This is a genomic window from Pseudoalteromonas sp. KJ63-1, from assembly GCF_055808145.1.
Genome location: NZ_CM147855.1, coordinates 1823216 through 1841756, shown reverse-complemented (window position 1 = coordinate 1841756; position 18541 = coordinate 1823216). Strand labels below are relative to the sequence as shown.

Below are 18541 nucleotides of genomic sequence, written 5' to 3'. Positions count from 1 at the left end.
TAGCGCAATGCTGATTTGTGCTTAGCTTTATGGCTGTTTTTGTACTTTCCAGGGTGGGTTTAATCGATTTTCTCCAGCTTTGTAGAGTTTAATTTTATTTCCTGAAGGGTCTTTTAAAACCGCTTCCTTCCATAGGTATCTTTGCTCTGTGGGTTGCTGTTCGAATACGATCCCTTTTTTGATTAACTGCTGGCACAATTGTTCAAGGTCATCGTTTTCAAAATAAATTACAGAATGATTTTCAAAAAATTCACTTTCTAAAGACAATGAAAATGTAGAGTCACCTTCAGGGCAACTAAAACGCGTATAATGAGGTGTGTCAACAATTTGGGTAAAGCCAAGTACACGATAAAAACTCACCGCTTCATTCATATCTTTGACTGGCAAGGTTACTTGATTCAGTTTCATTTAAACTCCCATTACAAAAAATAGATAATTTATATAGATTTACTTTCGCCCTGGCTCATGTCTCTCATAACGAGGAAGCTGAGCATCTAAGTCTTCCCAATTTGCCTTTGAAGTGATGAAATTATGCGATATGGGGCGCTCTGTTATATCGCAGGTCAACGCGCCTAATCGAAGGCGATACCTTTGAGGAGATTGAGCGTTAGCACTATAAATTGGAGCGCCGCAGGTTTTACAAAAGTACTTACGTTTACCTTCACTACTTTGGTAAAAAGTAAGTGTGCCGTTTTTGTCAGTTAATGTCAGATCGCTCGCATTAATAAATCCATTAGTAGCAAAAGCACTGCCACTGGCCTTACGACAAAGCGAACAATGGCAATGAATAATATCAGTAACTTTACCATTAATTGAAAAATTGATTGAGCCGCATAAACAACTACCTGTGTACATCTGTATTCCTTGATTTAATTATAATTTTTTCATTATATCGCATTGTTGCCAGTATATTATTAATACCTTAGAGCTTGATTACACTTTACTAAAAATGCTTTTCTCGCATCCACACAACCATTAGCGCTTAAAAATTCAGCTATTTCAAAAAAAGGTTTAAACTCTGGTGGTATTAGGTTAATAATTCCACTAATTAACTTTAATGTAAATAATTGTTTATGCGAGGTTTTAGGCAGGTTATGGGCATAAGTTAGAGAAGGCAATAATGCTATGAGTATAATGAGCTGTGCGCAATTAAAAGCGTCACGATGGAGGTTAAGTTGGGGAATTATCTGGTGGGGCTTAAGTTAATTTAAAAAAGGATGCTTGTAAGTATTAAAACCCCGCATTTTTCAACGCGGGATTTGTTTAAATTGTTAGGCAATATAGTTACTTAGTTTTATTTGCTTCTAGCGTTTCTATTTCACTCCAAATTTTTTCAGCCTCGTCAGTTAACATTGCATAGCTTTTAATATCGCCTTTTCTTTGTGCTTGCATGCCTTGCTCTAATTTTGCATCGTATTCTTTACGTAATTTTTTGATTGGATCTGGCTTTAAAAATGAAAACATCAACACCCTCGTTGTTTATTAGCTAATTACAGTAACAGTACGCAGTTAAGCTGCAAAAAGTTTGCTGTTACTGTAATTAGGTGTGTTAAATGGCTACTTAGGATCTAATCGCACAATGCCCTGGCCATCTAATCCAAGGTAAATAGTACCATCATCACCTTGGGCTAGGCTGCGAATACGGCCAACGCCTTCAAGTAGTTTATGTTGCTTAACCACCTTGCCGTCGGCTAATTCAAGCACGCTAACAAAGGCATATTTCATTGAGGCTAGCAGCATTTTTCCTTTCAGCTCAGGGTATTTATTACCTTTAACCATGAGCATATCAGAGGGGGCAATAGAGGGAGTCCATTGCGAAACTGGCGCTTGCATACCCGGTTTGTCGGTTAAATCAGTAAATGAGGTGCCGCTGTAGTTAATACCGTAACTCACCACGGGCCAGCCGTAGTTAGTTTTAGGTTTAATAATATTAAGCTCATCGCCACCACGGGGGCCGTGTTCGTGTGCCCAAAATACACTATTGTCACCATCGAACCACATACCTTGTGGGTTACGATGCCCATAAGACCAAACCGCTGGTTTTGCACCTTTTTGGTTTACGAAGGGGTTGTCGGATGGAATTTTACCATCGTCGTGTAAACGATAAATTTTACCGCCATCACGGCCTAAATCTTGTGGGTTAATATCTCGCGAGCCGCGGTCGCCAATCGAAAAATACACATAGTTTTGGTTATCAAACACAATACGGCTGCCGTAATGCTGACCTTTTTTAGAGTTATGCTCACCTTTGTATAATTGTTGTGACTCAAGTAGTTGGCTGTGATCGTTACTTAGCTTTGCACGCATAAGTGCGGTGTTACTACCTGCGCCATCGCCTTCACTGCTTGAATAAGTAATATATAACCACTGGTTGTTTGCAAAGTCAGGGTGCAATGCTAAATCGAGCAGGCCGCCTTGGCCGTTATCATCAATTTTGGGTAATCCTGCGACCTTTATCAGTGCTTCACTATCTTTACGTAGTAAATACAAGGTGCCACTGCGCTCAGTAATTAATAAGTCGCCATTAGGTAGTGGTTCAATTGCCCACGGAACAGCGATCCCTTTAGCAATTGTCATGGGCTTTATATTCAGGCTTAAAGATTCTAGTTCTTTAAAATCAACAGCATGAGCATTAAGACTGCCCAGTGCACCAAGCAATAAACTTGTTGTTACCGTTGTGATTAGTGTGCGTTTTTTTAGTGTTTTACGTTTGTTCATAATGGCTTCCAAAATTAACAATTCCATCCAGCCTAACATGCAATTAATCATAATGTTAAATATTTAAGTTGAATGAAAAACAACCGTTTCACAAGGGGATATTGCTTGCTTGTTAAATACCTGCCAGTAAAAAATTCGAATAATTACTCTATTAGGCTTGAAATTTAAAAATGTCAGCGTACACTTGTTCGCTGAAAGTTGAGCTTACACGTGTAGGCTCAAATAGTTAACCTAATTGAGGCGTGATGCTTAACGCGCTCATTGGGATATAGATTTAAATAGAGAATCAATCACTATGTTTATTAAGGCGTTAAACCAATTTTCAAAATTGTTTTTACATCATCAAAGCTTTGCCGCTTACATAGAGCCAATTATGCAGGTGTTTAAACCAGCATGGCGCGCAGGATTTTTTAGCGCAAAAGTTATAGCGATCAGCCCTTGTAGCCACGATTTTTTGAGTGTTACCTTAAAACCAAGTAGACAGTGGCGCTCGCATATTGCTGGCCAGCATATTAGTTTAACGGTTGAAGTTAATGGACGATTATTAACCCGAGTGTTTACCCTTGCCAGTAGCCCTGACTATTTTAAAGCGACAGGGTTAGTGCGCTTACTGATAAAAACCAGTTCACTAGGGCAGTTTACCGGCCAGTTACAACAGGCATTACGCTTGCAATCGTGGTGTAATATATCGCCAGCTCGTGGCGACTTTATATTTAAAAGTTGGCACAAGCCTAGCGTTTTTGTAGCGGGTGGCTCTGGCATTACCCCAATGCTTGCCATGCTTGAGCAACAACTTAGTAATACAAATAGCCCGATGCAATTGTTGTACTTTGCTAAGGCGGATGCACACCAGTGCACAAATGAACTTACGGCACTGGCAAAGCGCTTTGCGCATTTTAGTTTTTCATTACTCACACGCGATGAACTAACAACGCTAACACAGCACATAAACCTTGATGCGCAGCCAGATATTTATTGCTGCGGCCCTGGTGGTTTTATGCAGCAAATTGCCGATTTTGCTAAACAGTATAGGCTTGGCTACTTCCAAGAATCCTTTGGCCTAGCCTTGCCCAAATTGACTGACGATAGCCAGTTTTCAGTGAAAATAAACAAAGACACGCACGTAGTGACTAGTAATGACGTGTTACTAAGCCAATTTGAAGCAAAAAAACTCCCTGTGCAGCGAGGCTGCGGCATTGGTATTTGTCATCAATGTCAGTGCATTAAAAAGTCGGGAGTGGTACGTAATTTAAAAACTAATCAATTATCAGATACTGGCGAGCAGTTAATTCAACTGTGTGTGAGCCAAGCCGTTAGCGATTTGGAGTTACAGCTATGACACCCATTAATTATCAACAGTTAGCCGATGATTTAGATGAAATTAAAATGTCGACATTAGCGAAAGTTGGGCAAAAGGATGCAAACTATATTCGTTCTATTGTGCGTAAGCAGCGGTTTTGCGAAATAGGCGGACGGATTTTATTGATGCTTGGCTTTGTGCAGCCATTATTGTGGGTAGCGGGTGTGTTGTTACTTGGTTTGGCTAAAATTCTCGACAACATGGAAATTGGCCACAATGTAATGCATGGTCAATACGATTGGATGAACGACAAACAGCTTAACTCTAAAACTTACGAGTGGGATATAGCATGCGATGGCCAAAGCTGGAACCGCGTTCATAACTTTGAACACCATACTTATACAAACATTATCGGAAAAGATCGTGACTTTGGTTATGGCTTATTAAGATTGAGCAATGACTTTAAATGGCGGCTAAAAAATACTTGGCAGTTTATTACCTATTTAAATCTAAGCATTTTATTTCAGTGGGGCGTGTCGTACCACGAGCTGGCGGGTGAGCGTGTGTTTATAGGTAAAAAGAAACCAAACCGTGAAGCTGCAGTGGCGCATAGCACCTTAAAAAAGCGCTTTTTTAGTAAAGGTGCACGCCAACTAATTAAAGACTATGTGTTATTTCCAGTTTTGGCGGGGCCACTATTTTTGTGGGTATTAAGCGGTAATTTGCTGGCAAACTTAATTCGTAACCTATGGACCTCAACCATTATCTTTTGTGGTCATTTTACTGAGCAAACCCATACCTTTTATAAGCAAGACTGCAAAAACGAAAGCCAAGGGCAGTGGTATTATCGCCAAGCGCTGGGGTCGTCAAACATTAAAGGGGCGCGTTGGTTTCATATTTTAACTGGGCATTTAAGCTTTCAAATAGAGCATCACTTATTTCCTGATATGCCATCGTCCCGTTATCAAGAAATTGCGCCTAAAGTCCAAGCCGCATTACAAAAGCAGGGGATTGCTTATAATACTGGCGGATTTTTTCACCAATACACCTCAGTGTTAAAGCGTATATTGCGTTATTCGTTTAAATAGAGGCTAATAAAATAGCCGCTACTATAAAGTATGCATTAAATAATCAGCTAACCTTAAAATGTTAGCTGATTATTGCTTTAAAAGGTTGGTAAATGCTTTATTGGTCAAATAATCATCAGTGCATGCAAAAAATTCTTCTAATTAATTTAAAAACAGCCTGTTTTGCTATGGTTAAATAGTAGCTGGTTGTCATACAATGGAGAAAAATAGACCACAAAAGAGAGAATAAAAATGGCAGCATTTGGTACTGTGTTTATGCCGCAGATGATTCAAGCTAAGTTTTCTGACAATCAGTGGGGCGAAAGCTCAATTGTTCCTTGCGATAAGCTTGAGTTGCATGCAGGTGCGCACGTTCTTCATTATTCAAGTACATGTTTTGAAGGGTTAAAAGCCTTTCGTCACGAAGATGGCTCGGTTAATATTTTTAGAATGGACGCTAATATTGCGCGCATGCAGCAAAGTTCTGAATTACTGAGTTTACCTGCTGTTGATGGCGAGATGCTAAAAACAATGATCATCGATATTGTTCGTGAGTACGCCGATGAAACGCCGCTTCCTCCAGGTTCTATGTATATTCGCCCAACCCACATTGGTACGGAAGCTGCCATTGGTAAAGCGGCGGCACCGTCTATGAGCTCATTGCTTTACACGTTATTATCGCCAGTGGGTGATTATTTTTCAGGTGGCGCAACTGCGCTACGTGTTTTACTTGAAGAAGATGGTATGCGCTGTGCACCGCACATGGGCATGATCAAAAGTGGTGGTAACTATGCCAGCGCGCTTGGCCCAATTTCAGCAGCACGCACTAAATATAAAGCCGACCAAATTCTATTTTGCCCAGGCGGCGATGTACAAGAAACCGGCGCGGCAAACTTTATTTTAATTGATGGCAACGAAATAATTACTAAAGCACTCGACAGCACATTTTTACACGGTGTAACCCGTAATAGCATTTTAACCATTGCTAAAGATTTAGGTATGACGGTTAGCGAGCGCAACTTTACTGTCACTGAGCTTTTAGAGCGCGCAGCAAAACCAGGCACTGAGGCAGCACTTTCAGGCACTGCGGCAGTATTAACCCCAGTAGGTACGTTTATCCATAACGATAAAGAATACAAAGTAGGTAACGGTGAACCAGGGCCAACAACGGCACGCTTACGTCAAGCATTGAATGACATTCAATGGGGTAAGAGTGAAGATAAACACGGTTGGTTAACTAAAATCTAATCGGGTTCTAATCTATTTAAAAGCCACACTATTTAGTGTGGCTTTTTGGTTTAAGCTACAGCTTAAAACTTCATTTCAATTTTGCCGTATACATAACGGCCATTAAAACCAAATGGTGAAAAGCCCGAGTACGAGAACAAGCGAGAGAAAGTGGTTACATCGCTCACCAGCTCTCGAGTTGGATCTGGGTATACATCAAATACATTATTAGCGCCTAAGCTCAGAGTAAGGTTATTATTAAGTGCATACGCCACATCTAAATCGGTGATCCATTTAGGTTCTAACACTTCGTTACGCTCTGGGTTTTCAGACGGGTCTTGTGTTTCACCATAACGAGTACTACGAAGTGTGGTGCGCCATTCGTTAAGTGTCCATGTTGCGCTAAGGTTGTATTTATTGCGCGGTGTGCTCACTTCAAAACGACGTAGCTCGTTACCCGAGAACAAATTATCTTGCTCAACCCCAACACTTTGTAATTGTGCTGGTGGGTCAATAATGTCGGTGACTTGGTTTTTACCGTAGTTGTAACCTAAATTAAGCGCTACATCACCGTAATTGTCGGTGATTAAATTATAAGAAGCGACGACGTCAACGCCACGGGTTTTGCTATCGATCGCGTTTAAGAAAAATCGCCCTTGGTTAGCGCCGGTGCCCTCAAGTAAGCTTGCAACGCCTGCGCCCGATAAGTTATTTGATAACACAATACGGTCATCAATTAATATTTGGTAGTAATCAACAGATAAGCTGAAGTTGAAGTCGGTTGACCACGTAAAGCCTACACCGTAGTTAGTAGCTTCTTCTGCATCTAAACCTGGTGAACCCAATGCAACGGCCACATCACTGCTTGGCGCAAAGGTACCTGTTTGTGTTGGTTCGCCATCTACAAATACAGTCGCTACCGAGGTAAAGTATTGCTGTTGTAAAGAGGGCGCTCTAAACCCAGTTGATACAGAGCCACGCAGTGCTAAGTCTTCTGTTAGTGTATAGCGAGTGGCAATTTTACCATTAAGCGTGTCGCCAAAATCAGAATAGTCTTCGTAACGGGCGGCTACGGCAACATTCCAGTTATCTGTAATAAAGGCTTCTAAGTCAACGTAAAGGCTGACATTGTGGCGGCTGTTATCACCCGCAGATTCAGGTGTGAACCCCGGGAACACTTGTGAACCTGCAGAGCCGAATGGGCCATTAACCGGATCGGTCACGGCACCACCTGGGCCAAAATTACCACGCGCATAAGAGGCTTCTTCACCTGCTTGAATTTCATACCCTTCGCGGCGATACTCAGCGCCCACTGCCACGTTAATTCCGCTGGCTAAAAAGTCAGCATCAATCTCACGGCTAAAATCAAGATTAATAGTCAGCTGATCGTAAGTTAGCGTGCCGGCATCAAAACTGGTTTGGCTACTTGGCCCATATGAAGTGTTTAAACTATTAATAACACCAAAGTTAAAGGCATCTTGGCCATATACAGCAGAAGCATCGTAGTTCCATTCATTAGCAAAGCCTTTCACTCCTAAAGCCAATGAAAAGTCATCAATGTCTGAGGTGATCACCGGCAAAAAGCCATCAGGGTATATTTCTGTAACGTTACGGCTGTCTTGGGCGCGACGATAAAAACCACCGCCTTCGCCTTCACGCTTGCTGTAAGAGCCAAACGAGTAGAGCTCAGCATCGTTAGTTAGCTGATAACCTGCGTTGTAAAACAGCGCAAAGTCTTCAACAGTGCCGTTACCAAAGTTATGGTTGTAACGATCCCATGTGAATTCGCGTGGGTCGAGAGAGCCATCAGGTAAACGAGCGTAGTTTTCGCGTTGGTCGTAATCAGAGCGGTTGGTAGAGCTGCGATCGCGATATTCACTAGAAATACTCAAAAAGCCGTTATCGCCTAATTCAAACCCCATATTACCTTGCAGAGTTAAGGTTTGGCCGTCGGTAAGCGAGCGGTCGCTGCCCTCAGTAAAAGCTAAATCACCATTGGCGTCCTCAGAGACCGATTGTAACTGCGCGACACCGTCCATATCGGTAATGTTTGCACCATATACGACACCTAAACTACCACCACTGCTATTGCTTTTAAGGACGATATTAATTACTCCGGCAATAGCGTCTGAGCCATATTGAGCTGCGGCACCATCGCGTAATACTTCAATACGTTCAATCGCGTTTGCAGGTATGGCGTTTAAATCAACCGATGACGAGCCTCGACCCGTTGAGCCGTTTAAATTAAGTAGCGCGTTACTGTGGCGACGTTTACCATTTACGAGTACTAGGGTGTGATCAGGGGCTAAGCCACGCAGTTGAGCGGGGCGCACATGGTCGCTGCCATCGGTGATTGATGGTTGAGGGAAATTAAAACTTGGTAATAACGTACTTAATAATGCATTGGTTTCTGTTTGCCCTGAACTTTTTAAGGCATCATTACTAATAATATCAATAGGCACAGGGCTATCTTCAACTGTGCGGCCTAGTCGGCGAGAGCCAATTACACTAATTTGTTCAATGTTTTCTTGGATTTGTGTTTCTTGCTCAGCAGCATTTACCGTCCATGAGCCTACAAGTGCAGCGGCTATACTTAATGTGATGGTTTTCTTTGCTGTAAATAGCGGTGTAAGTTGCATAACTAATTTCCCTCATTCGATGCTCTTTAGGTGGTTTCAATATAGTGTTTGTTAGAATAATGAACTAATTGAAATTACTGTTGCCAAATTAGACCATTTCTACAATCGAGGTCAATTGAATTACATTCAATCTACAATTTATTTACAGTAAGTAAGGTGAGGTGTTTATAATACCGAAGCGTAAGTAGTCATTTACCATTTAATTTTGCCAATCAACATGTCTTTAAACATGACCCAATCACCCCATAAACTGTATAGCGGATGTTTAAATGTGGCGGGGCGGTTTTTTTCAAAAAAGAAATGCCCAATCCATGCAAAGCCATAACCAATCAGCGGTAATAACCATAATAATGCAAATTGTGATCTAAAAAGCGCGTAGCCGGCTAGTAACAACACTAAACTACTGCCAATAAAATGCAGTCTGCGACAAGTTTTATTCCGATGCTCTTTTAAATAGAAAGGGTAAAAGCGTTTAAAGCTAGAAAAGGATTTAGTTTCTGTCATTACTTAACCTGCGAGTGTTTAAAAATCGTTCTTTTATTTAAGCGCAATTTAGCGCAGGTTAACAGCGATAAATGACGTTTACCGCATCTCAATAGACAAAAGCAGAAAAAGTTAATAGGTTAGGATCACTATAGATAAAATAATGATAAAGCAATGCTTAAAAAGACACTGACCTGTGCGGTTATTATCGCACTTGCGGGCTGTTCACAACCTGCAGAAAACACCACTCAAAATAAAGTAAAAACAGCAATGAAAGCAGTAAATTCTTTAGATTACCCTGAAACTAAAAAAGGCACTGTGGTTGACACCTACTTTGGTGAAACCGTGGCTGATCCGTATCGCTGGTTAGAAGATGATATGAGTGATGAAACGGCTCAATGGGTTAAAACACAAAACAACCTAACCTTTTCGTATTTAGAGCAAATACCGTACAGAGATACACTCAAACAGCGCCTTGAAAAACTCATGAACTACGAAAAAATCAGCGCGCCGTTTACCGAAGGTGATTACACCTATTTTTATAAAAATGATGGCTTACAAAACCAGTACGTTTTATACCGTAGTAAAGACGGTGGTGAAGCTGAAGTGTTCTTAGATCCTAATACTTTTAGTGAAGATGGTACCACTTCAATGTCGGGTTTATCATTTTCAGATGATGGTTCATTATTAGCGTACCAAATATCAGAAGGCGGAAGTGATTGGCGTAAAATCATTGTTATAGACACTGAAACCAAAGAGCAGGTAGAGCAAGCACTGGTTGATGTTAAATTTAGTGGCGTTAGCTGGCTGGCAAATGACGGTTTTTACTATTCAAGCTACGATAAGCCAGAGGGCAGTGAGCTTTCTGCAAAAACTGATCAACATAAAGTGTATTACCATAAGTTAGGTCAAGATCAAGGCGAAGATACTTTAGTATTTGGCGATACAGCAGAACAAAAACACCGCTATGTGGGCGCTAAAGCAACCAAAGATGGTCGTTACCTGTTTATAAGTGCCAGCGTATCGACCTCTGGTAATAAGTTATTTGTTAAAGATTTAACCAAGCCAGATAGCGAATTTGTGACCGTAGTGGGTAATACCGACTCTGATACCAGCGTAATTGATAACGAAGGCAGCAAGCTATTTTTGGTCACAAATTTAAATGCACCAAATAAAAAAGTAGTGACGGTTGATGCAAGCAATCCACAGCCTGAAAATTGGCAAGATTTTATCCCAGAAACTGAAAACGTACTTAATGTAACGCTTGGCGGAAATACGTTTTTTGCCAACTACATGGTTGATGCTATTTCTAAAGTGAAACAGTACAACAAACAAGGCGAATTGATCCGCGAAATTAGCTTACCAGGTGTTGGTACAGCGAGTGGCTTTGGCGGTAAAAAAGAGCAAACTACGCTTTATTATTCATTTACTAACTATAAAACGCCAGGTACGACTTACAGCTTTGACGTGCAAAGCGGTGAGTCAAAAGTATACCGTAAATCGGGGATTGATTTTAATAGCGAGAACTATACCTCTGAGCAAGTATTTTATACCTCTAAAGATGGCACGAAAGTACCGATGATTATCACTTATAAAAGTGATATTAAATTAGATGGCAGCAACCCAACTATTTTATATGGCTATGGTGGCTTTAATATTAGCTTAACACCTCGTTTTAGCTCTACAACAGCGGCTTGGCTTGAGCAAGGCGGCGTATATGCAGTTGCTAATATTCGAGGTGGTGGTGAGTATGGTAAAGAGTGGCATAAAGCAGGTACACAATTGCAAAAGCAAAACGTATTTGACGACTTTATTGCAGCAGCTGAATACTTACAAGATAAAAAATATACCTCTAAAAAGCGCTTAGCACTGCGTGGTGGTTCAAACGGTGGCTTATTAGTGGGTGCTGTAATGACCCAGCGACCTGACTTGTTTCAAGTTGCGTTACCTGCGGTAGGTGTATTGGATATGCTTCGTTATCATACATTTACAGCCGGCGCTGGTTGGGCATACGATTACGGTACCAGCAACCAAAGTAAAGAAATGTTTGATTACTTAAAAGGTTACTCGCCAATTCATAACGTAAAAGCAGGGGTTGAATATCCGGCGACTATGATCACTACAGGCGATCATGATGACCGCGTTGTACCGTCGCATTCATTCAAATTTGCAGCTGAGCTTCAAGCGAATCAAGCGGGTACAAATCCTACACTTATTCGTATTGAAACCAATGCAGGCCATGGTGCAGGTACACCAACCAGTAAAATTATTGACCTTTATGCCGACATGTACGGTTTTACGCTTTACAACATGGGCATTAAATCACTGTAGTGTGATTTTATAAACTAACGAAAAGCCGAGTTACGTAAGTGACTCGGCTTTTTTATGTTGACTAACCTGAGTTCAGATTAGCTAACTTATTGTATAGGAGAGAACAACCGTTGATAGGTTTTATAAGCGTATTCATCGCTCATACCGCTTAAATAGTCACAGATAATACGCATGCCTTGATTATGTTTCTCAGCTTCAAGGTACAGTGTCTGCGTGGTTTCAGGTAATAAGCGCAGTGGATCGCTGGCAAACGCGGTAAATAATTCTATGAGTAGGTTTTGTCCTTTAAATTCTATTTGTTGCATTTGCGGGTCGCGTATCAAGCGCTGAAACACAAAGTGTTTGAGGATCTGTAGCACATTTTCGTATTGCTGATCTAATTTTGCGGTATGCCTTAAAATAGAGCATTCAAATTCATCGTTTTGGGTATCTAAATGAATATGAATAATAAAGGTATTTACTAGTTCGCCTATGGCGTCTTTTCGCTCATGCTCATGTTTTGAAAATAGTCGCTCAGAGAGTGATTCCAGCAACGTGTTTAACCAGTCATAGTTGAGTGCTTGTAAATGCGGCAATGCATGGGTTAGCCAATCGTCTAAACTGAGAACATCGGTAGCTATGGCATCTTCAAGATCGTGAACGGCATATGCAATGTCATCAGCCAGTTCCATAATGGCACTGTCGAGTGATTTATAACGGGTTTTAGCGCGATAAGCATCTGCCTGTTCTTGGCTAGATAATAACGCTTTATCACTAGCGCTAAGAGGCTCAATAATCCAATTAAATATCGCGGCATCGTCATTATAAATACCTTTGGCTGGTCGCCAGTCATCGGCTTTAATAAATGCACGCTGTTTATCTTCTTCTGGGATGCTATGCCAAAGGTTATCAATAAAACCTGGGTACTTAATAAACCCTAACAAGGTACGCCTTGTTAAGTTCATGCCGTAGCCGTTACTGTAAGGTTCTAGTTTTGCCACAATGCGCAGTGTTTGTGCGTTACCCTCAAAGCCACCATGATCACGCATCATATAGTTAAGTGCAATTTCGCCACCATGCCCAAACGGTGGATGGCCTATATCGTGCGCTAAACATAAGGTTTCGAGCAATCCAGTAGATGGAAAATGTTCAAAGCTTGGATGCTGGGCTTTTAAATGGCGTAATATGCCGGTACCTATTTGTGAGACTTCTAATGAGTGGGTAAGGCGTGTACGGTAAAAGTCGTTTAAGCCGATGCCCATTATTTGGGTTTTGGCTTGAAGGCGTCTAAATGCAGCAGCATGAATGATTCGTGAGCGGTCGATTTGCCAAGCAGAGCGGTTATCGTTAGGGCGGTGTTTATATTGTTCAATTATTCTATTTTGCCACTGTTTATCCATGTCACCACCTATCATTTCATTCACGACTTTAGCACTTAGTATATTATAAATAGCCCACAATAGGCGTATGAATTTTATTCAGTTGTTCGGTATTCGCGTTTATAAAGTGGCTTAGGTATAATGTTGTTTCGTATGTATGTGACTACACCATACATAACTTAGAGTTAAATTGAGATAATACATGTTAAAAACTATTTTTCAGTTGTTGTTAGCCGCCGTTGTTATTTGGGCGCTGACCCTTCCGTTTATTGATGATGAACTAGTATCAGACGAGCAAACCAGCACTGTCGATATTAAAAAACAGAAGAAGAAAGAAAAACCATTGCACAACGTTAAGTTGCCAAAGTTCTCAGAATTCACTGATGTGAAAGAGAAAAAACATGCGTTTTTTAACTTTATTAAGCCTCATGTAGAAGCCGAAAACAAAAAGATTTTACAACAACGTGCAAACCTTGAAATTGCACGCATGATGATAGAGCACGATGAGCTGCTTAGTAAAAAACAAACGGGCGACATTAAAAAAATACTTAAGTCGTACGGATTACCTGAAACCTTAGATACCATTACTTTAAGCCAAGCACTGCGCCGCGTAGACATCATTCCTAAAGAGATGGCCTTAATGCAGGCTGCTAATGAGTCTGCATGGGGTACTTCGCGTTTTGCACGAATTGGCTTAAACTTTTTGGCCAATGGTGCTACAAAAAAGGCTGTGGCATGGTACCAAGAAGACGTAATAGTGAAGCCGAGCATGAAGTGGCTGCATTTAAATCGGTACGTGCAGCAGTAAGCTCTTATTTTAAAAATATTAATACCCACAATGCTTACAAAGAGTTACGTACTATACGCGAAGACTTACGCGCACAACAAAAACCAATTTTAGCGACTAAATTAACGTATGGTTTAATGTCTTACTCTGAACGTGGTGAAGCGTACATTGAAGAGTTAAATACTATGATAAATCAAAACCGAGCGTACTTTAATGAATAAAATGGTATTAAAATTAGTTACAGCCAGCTTTTTTGCAATAGCCGCTAGTAGTGCGGTTGCTAAAGAATTTGTAATGTCGTACGACGGTTTTTACGACCGTTTAAAAGTGGTAAACAAAGGGGACTTTCAGTACGCCCGCGTAAACTTTTATATTAGCGATATTGGTACTAACGAAGTATGTAGTATTAAAAGCGGTACTATTTTAACTGAAAAAAATGAGTACCCACTTAATTATACCGACAAAGCGCAATTGCTGTTACCTTACGATAAACAGCTCGATACCGATAAAGCGGTGATTGTGGTTCAGCCAAAAAATCCGGTTCACGATTGTCAGTTAAAGTTACAAATAGAAGCTAGTGAACTAGATGGACTGGCGTTATCAAAGCAATCGTTATTAGTTATTAATAATGAGCTTGAAGAGCTATTAACAGACCTATCTGGCTTTTTTGTTAGCAAACTAATGTGGTTTTTATTGCCTGAACAAAAAGGCGTGGTTGTTACCTTTAAAACCCCAAAGCAATTTGATGATGAGCGCATAACGTGCGAAAAGTCAGTGTGTTATTTTGAAGTAACCGACAGTTGGGAAGACAACATGACCGTATTAGCTGATATTAACGAGGTTGTTAAAGTAACGCCTTGGATCAGTAAGTAGCTATATAATTTGTAAACGTATCAAGCGGCATCAACTATGATGCCGTTTTTTATGACTAAATTAAATGATGGCAGAGTGGGCTTTTGCTAATAGGCTTTTTTCATCATGAGTGACCACTTTATTTCGGCCTGTTTCTTTAGCAAGGTAAAGCCGTTTATCGGCTTGTAACAACAGTTCTTGCATATTTAGTTCGCGTACTAACATGCTACTTACCCCAGCACTAACAGACAGTGCAATGCTGTGATTATTAAAATAAAACGGATATTCATTAATACTACTGCAAAGCTTTTGAGCTAACTGCTTTGATTGCGCTAAGTTTTGTTGATTAAGAAAAATAGCAAACTCTTCCCCGCCAATCCGAGCAGTAACACCAAGCTCAAAAAACAATTCGTTAATATGTTGTGCAATCCATTTTATCGCTTCATCGCCGGTTTCATGACCGTATTGGTCGTTCACTTGTTTAAATAGGTCAATATCGAGCATGATCAACGACACTCTGCTGTTTAAAGGCGCAGTATGCTTTATTTTTTTACATAGCTTAAAAAAACCTCGTCTATTTAAAAGCTGCGTTAATGGATCGTGATTCGCTAAATTAATTAGCCTAGACTCAGCATTAGCAAACTTTATAAACGGTAAAATTAGCGCAGTAGCGGTAGTTAAAAATAAATGCGTTACCAATAAAAACTGTAGCCCTGAAGCTAAGCTGGCTTGACTTATTTGGCTTGAGTAGATCAAAACAAGGAGTACAACTTGCAACAGCATCACCACACTGTGTATTGCAAAACAGGCAACGAGTAAGCGTTGTTGGACTACAGCAACACTTGGAGTTTTAATCAATAAATACGCAGCGTAACTAAATAATACAGCAGCAATAATACTGGTAATTATTTGCCCTGCATCAATAAGGTACACTGCAAGTAAAAGCGTGCAGCACATGGCGCTTGCATAGTATAAAGGCGTTAATTTTATCGCGGGCGCTTGGCTTTGTGGTATTAACCCTAAAATAATGAGTAATGGGCTTAAAATAATAAAAACGTAAGCAAAAAAGTGGGTTAACAGGGGGAAGTCAATAAAATCTCTTAAGCCTATTAACGCAATAGCGGTAATAAATGAGCAACAGGCGGTAGCAAAAAATAAATAGCAAGGTTGTTTTTTGTATTTATAAACAGAAAAAAAGAACACCGCAATAAACAAGTTAAGAATAAAACAGAGGCTAATTAATGTAGGTAAATGAAGCATGTTTAAGGGGCTCTTTTAGCTAATTGAAGGCGTTCATACAGCTATAAGTATTAGGTAGTGACACTAAAATAGCAAGGGGGTAAAAAGTATTAACTTTTACTCCCTTCCACAAACTTAACCCGTTAAGGCCAGTCGTTAAACCAAACTGTTTAACGCAGCGTCTATTTTAGTGAAATGAAAACGATAGTTATGGTCTAAGGCCTTTTTAGGCACCACATACTGACCGGTAGTGAGTAAGTCGGCCATTTCACCCATTAATATGTTAAGCACCCCAGCAGGCATAGGCATAAACGCAGGGCGAGATAATGCTTTTCCCAATGATTTACTAAACTGCTTGTTACTTACCGGCTCAGGGGCTGTGGCGTTGATAGCACCTGATATTTCTTTATTGCGAATTAAAAATAAAATCAGTTGAACCATGTCATCAATATGGATCCACGACATACCTTGTTCACCATGGCCAATTGGGCCACCTACGCAAAGTTTAAAGGCGGGTAACATTTTACCCAGCGCGCCGCCTTTTTTAGCCAGCACAATACCGGTACGCAATAAGCACACACGGGTGTCGTCAGATTCAGCCTGTAAAGCTGCTTGCTCCCAATCTTTACAAAGCTGGTGGCTAAATTCATCGTGAGGCTCGGTATTGTTTTCATAAACTAGGCTGTCGCCTTGACGACCATAATAACCAATTGCACTGCCAGATATAAAAGTATGTGGCGGGGTATGGCACTGCTTAATAGCATCACTAATGGCTTGAGTAACAATGATTCGGCTATCGCGAATGACTGCTTTTTGTTTATCACTCCAACGTTTATTTACAATAGGCTCACCGGCTAAGTTAATAACCACGTCAACGGTATTAAAATCAACATCTTCAAGGCTATCAATAGCGTTAACCTGGTGCCCTAACAATACTTTTGCTTTGGTTGGGTTTCTGCTCAGTACAGTAACATCATGGTGGTGCAACAAGAAAGGGCAAAGGTGCCTACCAATTAAGCCTGTGGCGCCAGTAAAAAATATATGCATTGCAACTCCAAAATTATAAATAAAGCAGGATGTTTAAAATTTATACTCTCCAGCTCAACGATTTGCAAATTTATACGTGCCAATAATTTTTATGATCACCTAGGGTCTGTTGGTCTTTGCGGATTAATATTTGTTCAAACTAGGGGCAATTTAATCGCGGCGCGAGGTTTGTAACCTAGTGGGCTAAGTCAAAACCGAGCAACAAAGAGTTAATTGCCCCTAGGCAGAACCCTTTGGGCAGCGCCTGTTTGGCATTAATGCTACGTTATCGCCTATTTATGGGGAACAACCACACCACATAGGCTCTGCCTTGCCTTAATACCAAAAAGACGGCTGCAAATTTAATCTTGAAAGGCCAACAGACCCATAAACATTTCATTCTATTAGCTTTTGCCTTACACTAAAGCCAAATAACAGTAATAGGATAAGAGTATTGGCAAGTTTAACTGGGGTAAATAAAAGCTTAATAATTTTTGCCGCTTTGGTTATTGTGCTGGCGGGTGTTAAAGCCGCAAGCGCTATTGTTATTCCGTTTATTTTGGCAGCATTTATAGCCATAATTTGTAGCCCACTCATAAACTTTTTTGCCCGTTACCGTATTCCAAAAGGCATAGCGGTAGTGCTTGTGGTGCTTATTATTATGGGCTTAGGGGTTAGCTTAGGTGGCTTAGTAGGGCAGTCGGTTAACGATTTTTCAAAGCAGTTACCTGAATATAAAGCACAATTAAAAGAAGAGTTTGTATGGTTGGTTGATGTGGCCTCGCAATACAATATCTTAATTAATAAAGAACAAATTTTGTCTATGTTTGATCCTGGCAAAATGGTTGATGTTGCCACTAATATGCTGACGGGTTTGGGTAGCGTAATGGCCAATATGTTTTTAATTATTTTAACGGTTGTTTTTATGTTGTTTGAAGGGCCGATACTTGGCAAAAAAATTCATTTAGCACTGGACGATCCCGACAGCAAAATTAAGCAAATTGACCGTTTTTTAGACTCTATTAACTCTTATTTAGCCATTAAAACCTTAGTGAGTTTAGCTACCGGTGTAATTGCTGGTTTTTACCTGTGGATACTCGATGTTGATTATTTTGTACTATGGGGCGTATTGGCATTTATGCTTAATTACATTCCTAACATTGGTTCAATAATTGCGGCTGTGCCAGCACTGTTACTGGCGCTTATTACGCAAGGTCCATTAGTGGCAGGGCTCGTCGGCGCGGGTTATTTAACTATTAATACCGTTATGGGGAATATTGTAGAGCCAAAATACATGGGTAAAGGCCTCGGGCTTTCTACCTTGGTGGTGTTTTTATCATTAATATTTTGGGGCTGGTTATTAGGCTCTGTGGGTATGCTGTTATCGGTGCCGTTAACCATGATTGTAAAAATAGCACTAGAAGCCAGTGATGAAGGGCGTTGGTTAGCTACCATGCTAGGCACAGGTGAAGAAACCGTTATCAAATCAGAAGACTAATACCTTACAAAGGCGT

At 40.5% G+C, this 18541-nt stretch carries 15 protein-coding genes and 1 pseudogene; 7 read left to right on the top strand and 9 right to left on the bottom strand.

The window, feature by feature from the left end; genetic code table 11:
- Positions 1–27: 27 nt before the first annotated feature.
- The 4 genes from AC0L7Q_RS08655 to AC0L7Q_RS08640 all read right to left on the bottom strand — a co-directional run bounded on the left by AC0L7Q_RS08655 (position 28) and on the right by AC0L7Q_RS08640 (position 2718).
- Positions 28–408, bottom strand: a complete 381-nt coding sequence (locus AC0L7Q_RS08655) for a VOC family protein (protein ID WP_409423242.1) — start codon at positions 406–408, stop codon at positions 28–30.
- A gap of 39 nt (positions 409–447) precedes the next feature.
- Entirely contained in the window at positions 448–855 is a 408-nt protein-coding gene (locus AC0L7Q_RS08650) for a GFA family protein (RefSeq protein WP_409423241.1), read from the bottom strand.
- Positions 856–1284: 429 nt separating this feature from the next.
- Entirely contained in the window at positions 1285–1464 is a 180-nt protein-coding gene (locus tag AC0L7Q_RS08645; protein WP_409423240.1) for a DUF6435 family protein, read from the bottom strand.
- Positions 1465–1557: 93 nt separating this feature from the next.
- On the bottom strand, positions 1558–2718 hold the full coding sequence (locus AC0L7Q_RS08640) for a PQQ-dependent sugar dehydrogenase (RefSeq protein WP_413402279.1): 1161 nt from the start codon (positions 2716–2718) through the stop codon (positions 1558–1560).
- Positions 2719–3013: 295 nt separating this feature from the next.
- Here AC0L7Q_RS08640 and AC0L7Q_RS08635 point away from each other — a divergent pair, with 295 nt between their 5' ends.
- The 3 genes from AC0L7Q_RS08635 (at position 3014) to AC0L7Q_RS08625 (ending at position 6333) form a co-directional block, all read left to right on the top strand.
- Complete coding sequence (locus AC0L7Q_RS08635; protein WP_413402277.1) at positions 3014–4057, top strand: flavin reductase family protein; 1044 nt, start codon at positions 3014–3016, stop codon at positions 4055–4057.
- Positions 4054–5106: a fatty acid desaturase family protein gene (locus AC0L7Q_RS08630; RefSeq protein ID WP_413402275.1), complete on the top strand. Its 1053-nt coding sequence runs from the start codon at positions 4054–4056 to the stop codon at positions 5104–5106. Before AC0L7Q_RS08635 ends, AC0L7Q_RS08630 begins: the two co-directional genes overlap by 4 nt.
- A gap of 225 nt (positions 5107–5331) precedes the next feature.
- Positions 5332–6333 (top strand): branched-chain amino acid aminotransferase, encoded by a 1002-nt coding sequence (locus AC0L7Q_RS08625; protein WP_304644689.1) that lies wholly within the window; start codon positions 5332–5334, stop codon positions 6331–6333.
- A 62-nt stretch (positions 6334–6395) separates the two neighbouring features.
- Here the strand turns inward: AC0L7Q_RS08625 and AC0L7Q_RS08620 are convergent, their stop codons facing one another.
- A complete protein-coding gene (locus tag AC0L7Q_RS08620; protein WP_413402272.1) occupies positions 6396–8951 on the bottom strand; it encodes a TonB-dependent receptor plug domain-containing protein in 2556 nt (851 codons plus the stop codon).
- Between the two features lie 192 nt (positions 8952–9143).
- Positions 9144–9455 (bottom strand): Mpo1-like protein, encoded by a 312-nt coding sequence (locus tag AC0L7Q_RS08615; RefSeq protein ID WP_409423235.1) that lies wholly within the window; start codon positions 9453–9455, stop codon positions 9144–9146.
- 153 nt (positions 9456–9608) lie between these two features.
- Here AC0L7Q_RS08615 and AC0L7Q_RS08610 point away from each other — a divergent pair, with 153 nt between their 5' ends.
- Positions 9609–11765, top strand: a complete 2157-nt coding sequence (locus AC0L7Q_RS08610; RefSeq protein ID WP_413402270.1) for a prolyl oligopeptidase family serine peptidase — start codon at positions 9609–9611, stop codon at positions 11763–11765.
- A gap of 86 nt (positions 11766–11851) precedes the next feature.
- Here the strand turns inward: AC0L7Q_RS08610 and AC0L7Q_RS08605 are convergent, their stop codons facing one another.
- The gene (locus AC0L7Q_RS08605) at positions 11852–13144 is read right to left on the bottom strand and encodes an anti-phage deoxyguanosine triphosphatase (protein ID WP_413402848.1); all 1293 of its coding nucleotides are present in this window, start codon (positions 13142–13144) and stop codon (positions 11852–11854) included.
- A gap of 181 nt (positions 13145–13325) precedes the next feature.
- Here AC0L7Q_RS08605 and AC0L7Q_RS08600 point away from each other — a divergent pair.
- Positions 13326–14131, top strand: a pseudogene (locus tag AC0L7Q_RS08600) (glucosaminidase domain-containing protein).
- Positions 14124–14783, top strand: a complete 660-nt coding sequence (locus tag AC0L7Q_RS08595; RefSeq protein ID WP_409423232.1) for a DUF2987 domain-containing protein — start codon at positions 14124–14126, stop codon at positions 14781–14783. The pseudogene AC0L7Q_RS08600 and the gene AC0L7Q_RS08595 overlap by 8 nt, the downstream one beginning before the upstream one ends.
- 60 nt (positions 14784–14843) lie before the next feature.
- Here AC0L7Q_RS08595 and AC0L7Q_RS08590 read toward each other — a convergent pair whose 3' ends face one another.
- Both AC0L7Q_RS08590 and AC0L7Q_RS08585 read right to left on the bottom strand, forming a co-directional pair.
- A complete protein-coding gene (locus AC0L7Q_RS08590) occupies positions 14844–16022 on the bottom strand; it encodes a GGDEF domain-containing protein (RefSeq protein ID WP_409423231.1) in 1179 nt (392 codons plus the stop codon).
- 135 nt (positions 16023–16157) lie between these two features.
- Positions 16158–17048 (bottom strand): TIGR01777 family oxidoreductase, encoded by an 891-nt coding sequence (locus AC0L7Q_RS08585; RefSeq protein WP_413402266.1) that lies wholly within the window; start codon positions 17046–17048, stop codon positions 16158–16160.
- Positions 17049–17481: 433 nt separating this feature from the next.
- Between AC0L7Q_RS08585 and AC0L7Q_RS08580 the strand changes: the two genes are divergently transcribed.
- The gene (locus AC0L7Q_RS08580) at positions 17482–18525 is read left to right on the top strand and encodes an AI-2E family transporter (protein WP_008109197.1); all 1044 of its coding nucleotides are present in this window, start codon (positions 17482–17484) and stop codon (positions 18523–18525) included.
- Positions 18526–18541: the final 16 nt, after the last annotated feature.